The sequence below is a fragment of the Oceanospirillum beijerinckii DSM 7166 genome (assembly GCF_000422425.1).
In the GTDB taxonomy this organism is placed as follows: Bacteria; Pseudomonadota; Gammaproteobacteria; order Pseudomonadales; family Halomonadaceae; genus Oceanospirillum; species Oceanospirillum beijerinckii.
In genome coordinates, this window is the sequence record NZ_KE383830.1 from 59,173 (window position 1) to 74,222 (window position 15,050).

The 15,050-nt window shown below is 45.3% G+C and carries 12 protein-coding genes; 7 read left to right on the plus strand and 5 right to left on the minus strand.

What is annotated here, in order from left to right:
- Positions 1-116: 116 nt before the first annotated feature.
- Positions 117-710: a transglutaminase-like cysteine peptidase gene (locus H579_RS0121280; RefSeq protein WP_028302337.1), complete on the minus strand. Its 594-nt coding sequence runs from the start codon at positions 708-710 to the stop codon at positions 117-119.
- 73 nt (positions 711-783) lie between these two features.
- Between H579_RS0121280 and H579_RS0121285 the strand changes: the two genes are divergently transcribed.
- The 3 genes from H579_RS0121285 to H579_RS29970 all read left to right on the plus strand — a co-directional run bounded on the left by H579_RS0121285 (position 784) and on the right by H579_RS29970 (position 3,706).
- Complete coding sequence (locus H579_RS0121285) at positions 784-1,524, plus strand: DUF599 domain-containing protein (RefSeq protein WP_102049406.1); 741 nt, start codon at positions 784-786, stop codon at positions 1,522-1,524.
- A 296-nt stretch (positions 1,525-1,820) separates the two neighbouring features.
- Positions 1,821-2,354: a PAS domain-containing protein gene (locus H579_RS0121290; protein ID WP_028302339.1), complete on the plus strand. Its 534-nt coding sequence runs from the start codon at positions 1,821-1,823 to the stop codon at positions 2,352-2,354.
- On the plus strand, positions 2,351-3,706 hold the full coding sequence (locus H579_RS29970; protein WP_028302340.1) for a methyl-accepting chemotaxis protein: 1,356 nt from the start codon (positions 2,351-2,353) through the stop codon (positions 3,704-3,706). The genes H579_RS0121290 and H579_RS29970 overlap by 4 nt, the downstream gene beginning before the upstream one ends.
- Positions 3,707-3,851: 145 nt before the next feature.
- Here H579_RS29970 and H579_RS0121300 read toward each other — a convergent pair whose 3' ends face one another.
- Complete coding sequence (locus H579_RS0121300) at positions 3,852-5,369, minus strand: sensor domain-containing diguanylate cyclase (RefSeq protein ID WP_036567111.1); 1,518 nt, start codon at positions 5,367-5,369, stop codon at positions 3,852-3,854.
- A 150-nt stretch (positions 5,370-5,519) separates the two neighbouring features.
- Entirely contained in the window at positions 5,520-6,449 is a 930-nt protein-coding gene (locus tag H579_RS0121305; protein ID WP_028302342.1) for a histone deacetylase family protein, read from the minus strand.
- Between the two features lie 110 nt (positions 6,450-6,559).
- Between H579_RS0121305 and H579_RS0121310 the strand changes: the two genes are divergently transcribed.
- A complete protein-coding gene (locus H579_RS0121310; protein WP_028302343.1) occupies positions 6,560-9,313 on the plus strand; it encodes a bifunctional acetate--CoA ligase family protein/GNAT family N-acetyltransferase in 2,754 nt (917 codons plus the stop codon).
- Positions 9,314-9,462: 149 nt separating this feature from the next.
- Here H579_RS0121310 and pdxH read toward each other — a convergent pair whose 3' ends face one another.
- Together pdxH and H579_RS0121320 are read right to left on the minus strand one after the other, a co-directional pair.
- On the minus strand, positions 9,463-10,104 hold the full coding sequence (gene pdxH / locus H579_RS0121315) for a pyridoxamine 5'-phosphate oxidase (protein ID WP_028302344.1): 642 nt from the start codon (positions 10,102-10,104) through the stop codon (positions 9,463-9,465).
- 121 nt (positions 10,105-10,225) lie between these two features.
- Entirely contained in the window at positions 10,226-10,831 is a 606-nt protein-coding gene (locus tag H579_RS0121320) for a MarC family protein (protein ID WP_028302345.1), read from the minus strand.
- A gap of 259 nt (positions 10,832-11,090) precedes the next feature.
- Between H579_RS0121320 and H579_RS0121325 the strand changes: the two genes are divergently transcribed.
- The 3 genes from H579_RS0121325 to H579_RS0121335 all read left to right on the plus strand — a co-directional run bounded on the left by H579_RS0121325 (position 11,091) and on the right by H579_RS0121335 (position 14,962).
- Positions 11,091-11,864: a motility protein A gene (locus H579_RS0121325; RefSeq protein ID WP_028302346.1), complete on the plus strand. Its 774-nt coding sequence runs from the start codon at positions 11,091-11,093 to the stop codon at positions 11,862-11,864.
- A gap of 89 nt (positions 11,865-11,953) precedes the next feature.
- Positions 11,954-12,763 (plus strand): flagellar motor protein MotB, encoded by an 810-nt coding sequence (locus tag H579_RS0121330; RefSeq protein WP_157834682.1) that lies wholly within the window; start codon positions 11,954-11,956, stop codon positions 12,761-12,763.
- A 252-nt stretch (positions 12,764-13,015) separates the two neighbouring features.
- Positions 13,016-14,962 (plus strand): methyl-accepting chemotaxis protein, encoded by a 1,947-nt coding sequence (locus H579_RS0121335; protein ID WP_028302348.1) that lies wholly within the window; start codon positions 13,016-13,018, stop codon positions 14,960-14,962.
- The last annotated feature ends 88 nt before the right edge of the window (positions 14,963-15,050 follow it).

The window sequence follows — 15,050 nt, forward strand, 5'->3', positions numbered from 1 at the left end:
ATGATTGAAGATCAAAAAAGCCGGTAGATTGAGTATGGTCTACCGGCTTTTTTATAACGGAATGTTAAACTTTGAACTCAAGTTTTTGCCTTGTTTCAGGTTTTTAATGAGAGTGATTAGTGGTCGTTATTTTTAACGCCGCTGGCCACTAAAGCGATACCGCGCTTTAAACGATATGGTCGAGTATTTTCTGCTCGATAGATAATGCGCTGCCACTGACTTAGCAGATTGCGCTCAGGCAATGTCAGTTTTTTCTTATTATTGAGTAGTTGGAATTCATTGGCAGTAAAGGCCAGAATAGGTTGTAAATCGTTGCGCTCTTCTAAAGGAGTAAGCTCATCGGTAATGCTGTCCAGTAACGATTGGCTTGGATTGTGCTGCAACGCGATATGTGCCTGCCCCGACCCCCGCTGAACAGCATAGATAAAACTGAATTCTTCAGCCCTAAACCCTTTAAAAAGTAATGTTTGGTACTTGCCTATGGCAAAGTCTTCGCAGTCGCCTTTACCGGCAGCCAGGAAGTCATCCAGTAGTAGCCAGCGGTCTACTCTTTCTTCGGTATAGCGTAAATTTTGATTAAAGAAGTGATTGGTAAGCTGCAGTTGCGAGCTGGGGCTTTCCTTGCCTAATCTGGCAATAAATCCATCCCAGCTTTGAGCGCTGCTCAGAGCTGACCAGAGCGTGAGCAGAAAAAAGCCTATATATTTCAAAGCGCTAGTCTCATTAAATAGGTATTATACATGTATCGTATAAAAGTCATAATTAATCAAGAGGATTTTTGGTATGTCTGAGTTGCAGGCAATGAATCTCACATGGCTGGACTATATATCGTTTGCTTGGTTTGTGGCCTGGTGGACGGTTTATTATCTGTACTGCAAATATGCACTAAAGAGCAAAACCTGCCTGGCCCGTGTGATGCACGGCTATCGCTACGACTGGATGTCCCGGCTATTAGAGCGTGATATGCGTGTGGCTGATGCTACTATTATGACGCATCTGGAGCGTAATGGTGCCTTCTTTGCTTCCAGTTCGTTGCTGATTCTGGCGGCTCTGTTCACTATGCTGGGGTCTGCGGAGCAGGCGATGGGTTTGCTGTCTGAGTTACCATTTGCTACGTCAGATTCGCGAACTGAGTGGGAGCTGAAAATCCTATTATTGATCGCTATCTTTGTCTATGCCTTTTTTACTTTCTCCTGGTCGATGCGTCAGTACAATTTTTGTGCAATTTTAATTGGTGCAGCCCCTGAACCCAGGGATAAAATAGTTACAGAGGAAGATAAATCAGCTTATATCGAGCATACTGCAGATCTGATTGATCTTGCAGCTAATCAGTTTAACTTTGGCTTGAGGGCGTATTATTACGGTCTGGCGGTATTGTGTTGGTTCTGGCATCCCGTGATTTTTATGGTCGTTACTGTTTTGATCACTGCAGTACTTTATCGTCGCGAGTTCCACTCTAAAACCCTTAAAGCTTTGATAGCAGCCAAGGATGTGAATCATAAGTTTAAGGGAATAATTCGTTAGTATTTGCTCTATTAGTTAAAGTTAACACTTTTCGAATATACCTCGAAAGTGAAGTCAGTTGGCTACTTCGAGAGCGGTATGATGTCGTAGCTGATTGCTAATCTATTGTTTTGGCAGTGTTTTTAATAAATATTTTGTTTAAAATAGTTGATAGTCGTTAGAAATATAACAATTGAAAGTGCTATTTTTACCTTTCTCTGGGCGTTTTTACATCACTTTTCTTGATTCAGGTCATTCAAAAATTATCCCTTCAGCGCATTATGTTTGGGTTGCCCGCAACCAAAGGAACAATAACAATGCTGGCGTATCAATTAGACACTTCAGAAGAAGTGCTTCTTCAGCCTGAAGACCTGATTATTTCCAAGACCGACACACGGGGGCATATTACGTATGCTAACCGGACTTTTATGCAGATTGCCGGTTATGAGGAGCACGAGTTATTGGGTAAGCCTCATAACCTGATTCGGCACCCTGATATGCCCAGAGGCGTGTTTCGTTTTCTATGGCAGGAGCTGAAACAGGGACATGAGTTTTTTGGCTTTGTTAAAAACTATACATCCAATGGCCAATTTTATTGGGTGTTTGCCAATATCACACCTGATCTTAACTCCAAAGGTGAAGTGAAAGGTTATTTCTCTGTGCGGCGCAGGCCAAGTCGCGAAGCCATTAGGCAGGTTTCAGAGATCTATCAAAAGATGCTGGAGATTGAACAAAGATCCTCGGGTCAGGAAGCGCCGGATCGCTCCCTGGAATTCTTGCAGCAACTGCTACAGGGGCAGGGAGTCAGCTACGAACGCTTTGTGATGAGACTACAGGCTGCTTCAAAATGACTTCAAAACCGATCAATGCTTCATTGGCACTGGTCTGGCCCTTATGGTTGGCACTGATTCTTTCTGCTTTACTGGTGGTCAGTGCTTACCTACGACAGGCTCTCTCTTATGAGCTTTCTATCAGCGCTATATTGCTTCCTTTATTGACTTTATATGCCCGCAATCAGATTTTACCGCTCAATCGGGCGCTTAATGTTGTGGTGCAGGTTTTGGTTCAGGCCAAGTCTGGTGAACTACATCATAGGGTTACTCAAACAAAAGATTTGAAGCAAGCATCTTCAGCTGCCTGGGCCGTGAATGAGTTTTTGGATTTTGTTGAGACTTACTTTAAGGAAGTGAAGCTCTGTTTTACCCGGGTTAATAATAATGATTTTTCCAGAGAGGCCAAAGGTATTGGCTTGCCTAGGGATTTTGTCGAATCATTAAACTCAATCAATACCGCTATCCATGCCATTGAGCAAAATGTCGATTTTACCCAGCAAAATGCTTTGACGGGTAGAATGCATCATTTAAATATTGCTCACCTGCGCTCTGACTTGCATAACAGTGAGCAGGACTTGAGTGCTATTCAACAGGCCATTTCCGGTGTAAATGCCATTGCGGAAGAAAACAGTGCCATTGCTAAACGCAGTAGCTTAGCGATTCACGCGATGAGTCAGCAGTTGCATGAGGCTACTCAGAATATTGCTCAATTGCAGCAGCAGGCAGGAATGCTAAATGATGCCAGCGGGTCTGTTGAAGATGCGATGAGGTTGATCTCTGATATTGCGGATCAAACCAATTTATTAGCGCTTAATGCATCAGTTGAAGCAGCTCGGGCCGGTGAAGCCGGGCGAGGTTTTGCCGTAGTGGCCGATGAAGTTAAAAATCTCTCCAATAGGACTAAGGGAACTGCGGCTGAGGTGGGGCAGGTTGTTACCTTGTTAAATAAACAGGTTAGCCAAATGCTGGCCGGTATTGAGCAAAGTGCAGATTTGAGTCAGCGGGTTTCTACGCAGTTGGATGACTTCCTGTCGCTATTCGAGGCTTTAGAGTGCAGCGCTGGTCAGACAACTAAGAAGGTGGCTGATGTACAGGTGTATTCTGATTCTGCTGCTGGGCGTATATCTCATGTAATATTTAAGCAGAGTATCTATGCTGTTTTAGAGGATGTGATTAAAGGAGAGAAGTGTGGTGCTTCCTTACCTGTTGAGTCTGATACGGCTAAATGCAGTAAATATCATGACCTTAATGAGCGTCTGAATCAGTTAGCAATGGGCTTTGTACAGCAGGAAATCGGGAGTGATGAGTTGTTAAAGGGCTTAGAAGTCGTCGAGGATAAGAGTCGCAGTTTAATGGCTGTTAATCGTTAATTCGTGCTAAAACAGCTTTCCACTCAGTTATTTGGGAGCTGGCGTGATTTATGGCTAGAGGATTTATTGTAGGGAAAACATTACTCAAGAATTAAAAACAGCGCCCTTTGCGGGCGCTTTTTGTATCCATGTCTGTTTTAGCCAGTCAGTTAGCTCCATAAATCATCGCTCGATCCCGACCTGCTCTTTTAGCTTGGTACATCGTTTTATCTGCCGCATCAAGTAGGCTTTCTGCACTACTGAATTTTTGTCCTTGTGATGGCGCAAACGTCGCGATGCCCACTGATGAGCTTAGCGTAATGCGAATATTGTCAGATACTTTAAGTGGGGTTTTCTTCAGGCCGGTACGAATACGGTCTGCGATAGTTACAGCGATATCCGTCGACATTCCCGGCATAATAACAACAAACTCTTCACCGCCATAGCGGCCTACATAGCAGTGCTTACCGGAGAACTTGATCAATGCCCGGGCAAACTGGCGTAGAGCTAAGTCACCGGCTTGGTGACCATATTGATCATTCACCTGTTTAAAGTGATCAATATCCAAAAACATCACTGTGAGTGGGGTGTTGGTTCTTAGTGAGCGGGTATATGCCTTTTCAGAAATAGTTTCTACGTAAGAACGGTTAAATACACCGGTCAGTTGATCTTTTTTCAGTTGATCCTTGAGCTGTTGCTCACTGGCTCGGACTTCAGCCATTTCTGTTTTGGCATTGGCGATCTCAGTTCTCGCATTTGCCAGTTGTTGCATTAGTTTCAGATTGCGTTCAACTAATAGGTGCTTGGCCTCTTCTATCAGCTCTGCAGGTTTAAACTGGGTCTGAATGTTGGTTTCAAAAATACTGTTAATTGAGGGGAGTTGGCTGTTAACCTGGTCCAGTATATTTTCGATCTGTTCACTATTAAACAGCTTGCATTGGTCGCCTTCATGAAGCAGTTTGCCCATCTGAGCCTGAGTATCGTCAAGTACCCAGAGCTCTGCATATTTGCTGGCAAAAACAATGCTTTTCTGTTCAGGTGCGCTATTTTTATTGCACGTTTCATGACTGTTTTTGATCAAGTCGACGTAAAAGTCAGGCATTCCCCAAAAGGATAACAGCCACGCACCTACCTCGACATGAGTAGAACGAAACTCCGCCTTCTCAAAACGGTATAGTTCTTCATGGTTGCGTGCACCATGGTAGATCACGCCATAGCGTTCAGACTCGATCTCATTCATTGCCAGCATGCCTACATCCTGGATCAAGCCTGCCAGGAAGAAGCGCTCAGGTTTGTCTAATTTCAAGTGGTGGGCAATAGCGCGTGCAACTGCAGCAGAGATCAGGCAGCGTTTCCAGAAGCTCTCATGGTCCATGCTGTTCATATTGCAGTCATGGATCGCTTTTGCAAACGAGAAACTTAGGGCTAGTGTCATTGTCATATCCAGGCCCATACGTGTGATGGCATCCTGAATCGTTAATATGGGGGTACGCGGAAAGTTTGCTGCGGAGTTGGCCAGAGCGACAATTTTGGAGGCAAGGGCTGGATCTTTTTCCAGAATATTGGCAATTGTCTTTGAGTCACTGTCATCGCGTTTGGCATGCTCAATGACTTGCATGGCAACAATTGGCAGAGACGGGAGCGTCTGGCAATTCTCAAGCTTTTCAAGTAACGCCGGATCCATTCATTACTCCCGTGGATATAAATAAAGGCAGCGATCTCAGTATTCAGTTTATTAGTATCCTATAGGATATGAGCTTGGCGGCATGAACACAACAAAAAAAGAGGATATTGGCATCCTCTTTTCTTTTTCTAATCATTACGTTACAAGGAATTACATACCCTTTAGTGCTTCTATGTGCCGATGGGCGGAATGTGCCAGAGACGTGAGGTTGTATCCACCTTCCAGCACAGAAACGATTCGGTTGTTACTATAGGTTGCGGCAACATCCATAATCAGTTTGGTGGCCCAGTAGAAATCTTCTTCTGTTAGATTAATTTCACCCATAGGGTCATCCTTGTGACCGTCAAAACCGGCTGAGATAAAAATCATTTCAGGGCGGTGCATCTGCAGTGCCGGTAACCAGCTGTCTTCCACTTTTTTCCTGAACTCCAAACCGGGGCAGCCTGCATTTAGTGGCGTATTGACTATGTTATCCCATTCAGAATCGGCAAAGCGCCAAGGAAAAAAAGGATGTTGGAAGCTGGAACAGACTAATACGTCAGGATCATTCTTAAAAATATCGACTGTGCCATTCCCATGATGGACATCAAAATCTACAATAGCCACTCGTTTGATGCCAAAATTCTGACGTGCGTGCTCAACACCAATGGCAACATTATTCAAAAAACAAAAACCCATGCTCTCTACGCGCTCAGCATGATGCCCAGGCGGGCGAACAGCACAAAAAACATTATCCGCCTGATTTTTAAGAATCTGTTCTGTACCACGAACCACCGCGCCGGCCGCCAGTGTTGCCGCGTGCATGGTTTTAGGACCGATCAGGGTATCATCATCAATCTGGACCAGGGCATCCCCTTCGTCTGGCTGGCTAAGTTCCAGCGAACGAACGTGAGCTTGCGGATGGACACGGTATACCTGTTCTTCTGTGACAGGACGTGCACTGTAGTGCATCAGTTCCTGGGCCAGGCCTGAGCGTTCCAACTTCTGGTTGATCGAGGAGATCCGATGCGGACTTTCCGGATGCCAGGGGCCCATGTCATGAAGCATACACTCAGAGTGACTAATATACGATGTGATCATTATTAAACTTCTCCCTATTAAGAAGTAGTTTAAAAGAAGGTCCATTTAAGAGATAGTGGCATATAGTCGATATTGCGGTGCAGCAACCTCATTTTTTAGCGGAGTTCAGCGTGGGTACACGTTCTTTAAAACACTTTTTTGAACCAAAATCGATAGCCGTTTTTGGCGCTTCAGAAAAAGATTTCAGCATGGGTGGGCAGGTGATTCGTAACCTGCAGGACAGTCAGTTTCCGGGCAAGCTTTTTGCGGTCAATATCAAAGGCTATGATCATGTTTTTGATGTGCCCTGTTTTAACTGTGCCGAGGCCATGGTTGAACATCTGTTACCTGATTTGGCGATTATCTGTTCGCCACCGGAAGCGATTCCCGATCTTGTGGGGCGCTTAGGCAAGCTGGGAGTTAAAGCCGCATTGGTTCTGTCTGGTGGCTTGTCCCGTGTGCCTAGTGCCAATCCGGCTCATACCCTGAAAGACGAGATGCTTGCGGCTGCCCGGGAATCCGGTATCCGCATCATGGGGCCTGAGTGTCTGGGTATTCTGGTGCCAGGACGTAAGCTGAATGCCAGTTACTCTTCACGCAATGTTAAAGCGGGCAAAGTCGCTTATATTGGCCAGTCCGGTATGTTAGGTAATGCCATGATCGATTGGGCTAATGGTCAGGGTATCGGTTTTTCCCACGTGGTCACACTGGGGGATAGCGTGGATGTGATGCTGCCGGATGTGATCGACTACATTAACCGCTTTAGCCATGCCCAGGCGATCATTCTGCACCTGGAATCGATTTCTGATGCCCGTCACTTGATGACTGCAGTGCGTGAGGCCTCCCGTAACAAGCTTGTACTGGCGATTAAGAGTGGTCGTATGATCTCATCGGATCATGCGCCTCAGTTAGTCACCCCGGGACTGCCTAATCGTGATGCGGTATATACTGCTGCACTGAATCGTGCCGGTGTGGTGCGGGTTGATAATGTCGAAGAGCTGTTTGACGCCCTGGAATCACTGTCTCGTATTAAGCCCGTACAGGGGGACCGTTTGGCGATTGTCAGTAATGGCATGGGACCGAGTATCCTGGCTGCTGATAAGTTGCTATTGTCTGGTGGTAAGTTAGCGACTCTATCGGAAGAAACCCTGGCTAAACTCGCCGAGAAAATGCCTGTTGAGGTATCGGGGCGTAATCCGATTAATATTGGTGGCTCCGCAACGCCAGACCGTTATATTGATGTGTTGGATATTCTGGCGAACAGTTCTGAAGTGGATGCGGTCGTTGTGTTACATGCACCCACTCGTATGGCACCCAGTGACGAAACCGCTCATGCTGTGATCAATAATCGGGGCAAGTTCCGTAAGAGCATCCTGACTTGTTGGATGGGGTTGGAAGATGCGGGGCCTGCTCGCCATGAATTCAATCTGGCCGGTGTGCCGACCTACATATCGCCAGAGCACGCGGTGCAGGCCTTTATGCATATGGTCAACTACCGCCGCAGTCAGGCTTTATTGCAGGAAACTCCGCCCAGCATTCCTCACGAAACCCCCTATCAAGTGCGTCGCAGTGCCCGTAAACTGGTTGAAACAGCCAAAGAGCAGGGGCGTAAAGTACTGACTCACCAAGAGTGCACTCAGATTCTGCAAGCTTATTCTATTCCTGTTGCGCCCACCTGGTACGCTAAGGATGAATATGAAGCCGCTGAAATTGCACAGGATCAGAAGCAATCGCTGGCGGTGAAAATTGTTCATGAAACCAGCTGCGAGCCTTTTGTTTATCGTAAACACCCGCATAAATTATCAGCAGGTTTACTGCAGGATATTAACTCTCCCCAGGAGATGAGCAATGCGGTGGTCAAATTACGGGAAAAAGTCGAAGAGAAGTTTCCGAACAATACGATCTACGAATACTGTATTCAGCCGATGCAGCGTGGTAAGCATTCTATGCTGTTAAATGTGGGCATCACCCGTGATCCGGTGTTTGGTCCTGTGATTCTGTTTGGTATTGGTGGTTATAAAGAAAATGTGATGTCAGATCGTCAGGTGGCCTTGCCACCGTTGAATATGACGTTGGCATTTGAGCTGATTCAACGCTCCCATGCTTATCGACTGATCAAAGAGCACAGTGATCATCCGGCAGAAGATATTGAAGCCATTGCTGAGGTGCTGGTCAAGCTCAGTCAGATTGCGGCAGATATTCCTGAGCTGCAAGGTTTAGAGATCAACCCGCTGATCATCAACCGTGATGAGATGTTAGTTGTTGATGTGAAAGTAGATCTGGGTGAGCCAAGCTATCATGCTATTATGCCTTATCCGGAAGAACTGCGTGAAACAGTGAACCTAAAGACGGGCCGTGTGGTTGAAGTGCGTCCGATCCGGGGTGAAGATGCTCCGGCGTTGGTACAGTTCCACAGTAAGCTCAGTGAGCAAAGTATCCGTTTCCGTTATTTTCATAATAAATCTGAACTGACCAAGCGTGACCTGGCGACTCTGACCATGATTAATTATGACCGTCAAATGGCGTTTATTGCGGAAGAGGTTCAGGAAAATGATCAAAGGGATATTCTGGGTGTGGTTCGCGTTTGGACTGACCCGGATAATATCCGTACTGAGTTCTCCGTTCTGATCCGTGATGATCTTCAGGGGGAAGGACTTGGTGCCTTACTGATGCGTAAGATGATCAAGTACTCTAAGAGCGTGGGCACTCTGGAGATGATCGGTAAGATCCTGGTTGAAAATCATCCCATGCGCGGTTTGATGCGTTATCTGGGGTTTGAATGTCATTACAACTCAGAGGAACAGGTTATTGATGCAGTGATGCCGCTGAATGAACCGCAAAGTGAGTGGCAGAGGCACCGTTTGGAAAGTACCAGTGGCGTTTAGGCCTGTAAGGCTGAATGCATCAGGAAGGTTTTATCCTGGATAGAGATTGAAACCCCCAAAAGCCTGGCTCAATTCTGTTTAGAAATGAGTCAGGCTTTTTTGATGGGATAAAAGGGTTATTACATTCTAATTGTGAAAGCCGAAATCAGTTATGGGCAAAGACGTTGGATATTCCAACCATTGGCCTCAATAGTGTAACGGAAGCGATCATGCAGGCGACTTGGTTGACCCTGCCAGAATTCAAATAGATCAGGAACAATACGATAGCCACCCCAGTGAGGAGGGCGAGGTATATCTTTGCCTTCGTATTGTGCTGTCAGTTCGTCGCAACGATTTGATAGCCACTCGCGATTAGGGATTGCAGTGCTTTGTTTAGACACCCAGGCACCCAGCTGACTATCACGTGGGCGACTGACATAATAATCGTCGGACTGCTGTGGCGAGATGCGTTCTACTACGCCATCAATACGTACTTGACGCTGTTTTTCCCCCCACCAGAAAACAACAGACGCGTGAGGGTTGCCCGCAAGTTGCATGCCTTTTTCACTCTGATAGTTGGTGTAAAAGATAAACCCACGGGAGTCAATGCCTTTCAGTAGAACGATTCGCGAAGCAGGTCTGTTCTCTGGTGAAATGGTCGACAAGGTCATCGCATTCGGGTCAAAAGGCTCATTTGCAACGGCTTCCTCGAACCAGTTATGAAACTGATCAAATGGGTTTTTCGCCAGTTCACTTTCATGTAAGGCTTGCTGATCAAATACCCGACGTAAAGAGGAGATATCCTGATTCATTTTAATATGTCTCTAACGATGCCTGAATCAAATTCTGCAGATAAAACAACTACCTGCACCCATTGATACTTACCATATCATTGTTGCCTGATACTGACTAACCTAATTTTCGACTCGGCTGTCAAAGCTCAAGAAAATTCTTAATCCCTGAGAAAACAATTTGTGCGGCCATGGCGCTGAGGATTAAGCCTGTCATTTTACTCAGAATATTAAGTCCGGTTTTACCAATAATACGTTCAATCTCATTGGACAGGTAAAGTAATACCCCCAGTACTAACAGTGCAGAAATCAAGGCGCTTACGCCAATCAGCATGTCCACTGTTGTTGTTAATTCAGCACCATAGACAAGAATAGCACCTATGGTCGCAGGTCCTATGATAGTTGGGATAGCCAGAGGTACAACTGAGACATCGTCTGGTGTTTCTCCAGGGACGTCGGTGGCATGGTTTCGTACACCGTCTTTAACAAGACTGATTGCCGAAAGGAAGAGCAGGCAGCCGGCACCGATGCGGAAAGAGTCCAGTGTGATTCCCAGAACCTCAAATAATGTTGTACCAAAGAAAAACAGGACTAAGCTGATTAAAATGGCTGAAAATACAGCGCGATTGATGGTTGCCCTCTTTTGTTGCTTGGATTCACCTCGTGTCAGTGCCAGAAACATCGACACTACAAAAAAGGGAGCAAACAGAAAGAAGAACTGCATCAAAGTAGAAAAAAACAGAGACATCTCGGTTTCCCATAGTGTTGCGGTTGATATTTCTTTTTATTTTAGTTTTTAATGGTTTTTTTATCTAGCTTTCATGTGTGCCGTGTATTTTTTTACTGTGTGAAAAGGTTTGTGTGTAACTGTCTGTAAACTAAAGTGAATTGTTAGAGAACCGAAATTAATAACTCACTGAAATTTCAGAGATAAGGCTACTAATCAAGCGTTCAGTGAGTTATGCTTCGAATGACAATCTTGGATTACATTGAATAAGGTAGAGTCAATGGATTTCGCCACGCTATTAGGGCTTATTACAGGTATCGCCTTTGTCGGCTTAGGTATTGCTCAAGGTGATGACCCTTCAATTTTTATTAATGTTGCCGGTTTGCTGATTGTTTTCGGCGGTACTTTATCCGTAACTTTAGTGAAATATCGTATTTCCAGCTTCTTTACAGGCATCAAAGAGGGCTTTAGTGTTGCTTTTTTGGAAAGCAATGATAATCCTCAGGAAATTATTCAGTTGTCTAATCATTTGGCAAAGATTGCACGGCGCAATGGTTTGCTGGGACTTGAAGATGAGCCGATTGATAACCCTTTCTTTGCAAAAGGAATTCAGCTGTGTGTGGATGGTCATCCGCCTGAGTTTATCCAGAAGGTCCTGATTAATGAGATGAGCATGTCTATTGACCGTAAGCAGCTGGGAGAGAAGGTGTTCCGCAATATGGCGGGTTCTGCACCAGCCTTTGGTATGATAGGCACATTGGTCGGTCTGGTTCAGATGCTGAATAACCTGGATGACCCATCCAAGCTGGGTCCTGGTATGGCTGTTGCTTTGTTAACAACACTTTATGGTTCTTTAATTGCTCAGCTATTTATGCTGCCCATGGCTGATAAACTGGCACTGAAGAGTAGTGAGATGGAGTCCAATATGGCCCTGATCACAGAATCGGTTCTGGGTATTCAGGAAGGCCTTAATCCAACCGTAATGGATGAGCTGCTTGAAACGTACTTGCCTGATTATCTGCGCGGTGGTATGTCAATGTCTGAAGAAATATAAATAACTCCAACGTTTCTGTTTCGGGCACTTAGTATTTAAGCATACACGGCATTCCTGATGACGGAGTGCTCTTGTTAAGGGTTGTGACGGTGGTAGGAATTAATACTAAAAAGCGGCGTAGAAAGGTCAATAATGAACAGGTTCCTGAGTGGATGGTAACTTTTGCGGATATGATGACGCTTCTGTTAACCTTCTTCGTCTTGATTCTATCCTTTTCTACCACGGATATTCAGCGTTATAAGAGTATTGCTCAGGCTTTACAGGATTCTTTCGGTCTGCAAGATTTAAATCCGCTAAGTATTATTCCTGCGGATAATCCACCAGAGAGTGAAAATATTATTGAGCCTCTGAAGCCCCACGTATCTACCGACGCGGAGGATTCGGAAGAAGAGAGCCAGCTGGAGAGCATTGGTAACCGCTTGGAAACCAACTTCACTGAAGAAATTGAAAAAGGTGTGATTATTGTTGAGCGCGATGAGGATCACATTATTATTCGTTTTCCTGATGAGTCAGCCTTTACCTCAGGTAGCGATTACTTAGAGCCTGCCGTAATCCCTGTTTTGCAGAAAGTTGGACAGCTAATTTCTGAGTATGAAATGTTCACTATTGTAGGTGGTCATACGGATGATCAGCCGATTAATACTGATCGTTTCCGTTCTAACTGGGATCTTTCTGCCGCCCGTGCGGTTTCTGTTGCTCATGAGTTAACTTGGTTAACAGATTTAGACGAGCAGTTTCTCTATGTTGTTGGTAATGCTGATGCCCGCCCTCTGGTGCCAAATGACTCCCCTGAGAATCGTATTAAAAACCGTCGAGTTGAGGTGCTGTTGATTGAGCGTCCGGAGAAAACCGAGCGTGATGTTTACCAGGGGATTCAGCAGTCACCGTTACTTCGTTAGTCAAAACATAAATAAAAGCGCCTTTATGGCGCTTTTTTTTGCTCCAGTAAAAATTTTGTATTTTTTGTGCTTTTTTCCATAAGGCTGAATCTGTCTTAAAGTCAGTCGCGTACTATCTATATCCAAACAAAGTATACGGGAATAACACGCTGAGATTCACTGGCTGTTGAACGGCTAAGCGTCAATTCCGGCAGAAAAGTTTTGTTTAGGAGCTTAGTGATGTAAATCTTGGTTTAATTTTAAGGGCGGCCTATGTTCTCACAGCTTCGATTGGCACAGCAGTTAGGTATCGGTTTTGGAGTACTGATTTTACTCAGTGTTATTTTAACCGCATTTTCATACAAAGGGCTTAGCAGCAGTTATCAAGGGGTACAGCAGTACCGTGGTTTCGTGGCGGATACCAATATTGCCAGTCATCTGCAAAGCAGCATGTTGATGCAAGGGGCTGATGTACAGCGTTATCTGGTACAGCAAGATCAAGTCACGTTGGAGCATTATCGGAAGCAAGCAAGCGAAGTTGCAGCTTTACTTGCCTCTGCCAAAAGTCAGTTCAAAGATGCTCAGCGCCTGAACTTGATTAATGATATTGAGACCAAAATAAAGCAATTTCAGCAAGCTTTTGATCAGGTAAAAGAACAGATTGCATTAACGGATAACATCACTCAAAACGAACTGTTTCCATCTGGCCTTGAGATGCGTAAGACAATGACGACGCTAATCGAGAATGCCTATCTAAGTGGTGTCGGAGATACCATCTTTTATGCTGCCAGTGTGCAGGAGCACCTTTTATTAGGCCGCTTATACGCTAATCGATATTTGATCACTCGTCAGGAGGAGCACTATCGGCGAGCTTTAAAAGAGCTGAATGAGATTATGCCAAACTCTTTTGAGTTGCTTAAAAATACACTCGATGGTGAAGAAGATGAGTTATTGGCCCGTTTTGATCATAATCAGTTAATTTTCCTGGCAGCTTTGGAAAAGGTTTATCAAACGGTGAGCCAGGTCTCACAGGTGACCAAGCAGGCTATCATTCCTTTGTCTGTAGAGATCACTGAAAAAACGGATCGGATCAAACAAGAAATCTTAAATGATCAGGAGAAAGTGGGTCCTGTTCTGCAGGAAGAGATTGAAGACTTAACGAATCTGATTCTGCTGGTCTCAGCAATAGTTGTTGCTGTTGGTATTGCATTTACCATTGTTATGTTGCGTATCATTAAGACTCCTATTGGCGGTGAACCTGGCGATATCGCAGAAATTACCCGTCAAATTGCCTGTGGTGATCTAACAGTGAAGCAGCAAGGTAAAGGGACAGGTATTCTGGCCTCGGTTAATTATATGGCTGCTCAGCTCAAAGAGATCATTGCTTCAATTGCGCAAACCGGAAATCGCTTACAGGAGACCGCAGAATCTGCATCTGCCGTGGCACAGCACACTCATTCTGTAGTGAATGAGCAGCAGCGTCGTATTGAGCAGATTGCAGCTGCGGCTACAGAGATGGCTGCAAGTATTCATGAAGTGGTTGCTCACTCTGAGTCTTCAGCCCAAGCTGCGACTATCGGTATGGATTACGCCGCGCAAGGTAAAGAAACCGTCCAGCGCACGTTGTCAGCAATCAATGACCTGGCAAGCAACGTCGAACAATCGGTAGAGATTGTTCAGTCTCTGGAAGCGAGCAGTGCCAATATTGGTTCGGTGACTGAGGTGATTCAGAATATCTCTGAACAAACCAATCTATTAGCTCTGAATGCTGCTATTGAGGCGGCTCGTGCCGGTGAATCGGGTCGAGGCTTCGCGGTAGTGGCTGATGAGGTGAGAAGCCTGGCTCAGCGCAGCCAGGAGTCTGCTCAGACCATTCAGGATATGATCAACCAGTTACAAACAGATATTAACCATGCCGTTGAAACCATGCTGTCGAGCCGTGATAAAGCGCTTAACACGGTAGAGCAGTCTGAAAAGACGGGCACGGCGCTGGATACTATCGTTGAGAGTATCCAGCAAATCAGTGAGATGAATGCTCAGGTGGTAACTGCAGTGAGCCAGCAATCGGTGGTCGCAGAAGAGATCAGTCAGAATATCACCACGGTAACTCAGCTTTCTGATCAAACTGTTCAAGGTGCTCAACAAACCGCTGATGCCAGTAGCGATCTATCGCTGATCTCAAAAGAACTGGCCAAAATAGTAAGTCACTTTAAGCTCTGATTCATTAAATCCTGATAGCATCCAGCGTAGAGGTTCTCGACAAGAGCATCTAGCTGGATGCACTTTCATCAGTTGTGTCTATGATGAG

Excerpts from the sequence above, each read along its gene's own strand:
- H579_RS0121285 (WP_102049406.1), top strand. The coding sequence starts at position 784 with ATGTCTGAGTTGCAGGCAATGAATCTCACATGGCTGGACTATATATCG.
- H579_RS0121290 (WP_028302339.1), top strand. The coding sequence starts at position 1,821 with ATGCTGGCGTATCAATTAGACACTTCAGAAGAAGTGCTTCTTCAGCCT.
- H579_RS29970 (WP_028302340.1), top strand. The coding sequence starts at position 2,351 with ATGACTTCAAAACCGATCAATGCTTCATTGGCACTGGTCTGGCCCTTA.
- H579_RS0121300 (WP_036567111.1), bottom strand. The coding sequence starts at position 5,369 with ATGGATCCGGCGTTACTTGAAAAGCTTGAGAATTGCCAGACGCTCCCG.
- H579_RS0121305 (WP_028302342.1), bottom strand. The coding sequence starts at position 6,449 with ATGATCACATCGTATATTAGTCACTCTGAGTGTATGCTTCATGACATG.
- pdxH (WP_028302344.1), bottom strand. The coding sequence starts at position 10,104 with ATGAATCAGGATATCTCCTCTTTACGTCGGGTATTTGATCAGCAAGCC.
- H579_RS0121320 (WP_028302345.1), bottom strand. The coding sequence starts at position 10,831 with ATGTCTCTGTTTTTTTCTACTTTGATGCAGTTCTTCTTTCTGTTTGCT.
- H579_RS0121325 (WP_028302346.1), top strand. The coding sequence starts at position 11,091 with ATGGATTTCGCCACGCTATTAGGGCTTATTACAGGTATCGCCTTTGTC.
- H579_RS0121335 (WP_028302348.1), top strand. The coding sequence starts at position 13,016 with ATGTTCTCACAGCTTCGATTGGCACAGCAGTTAGGTATCGGTTTTGGA.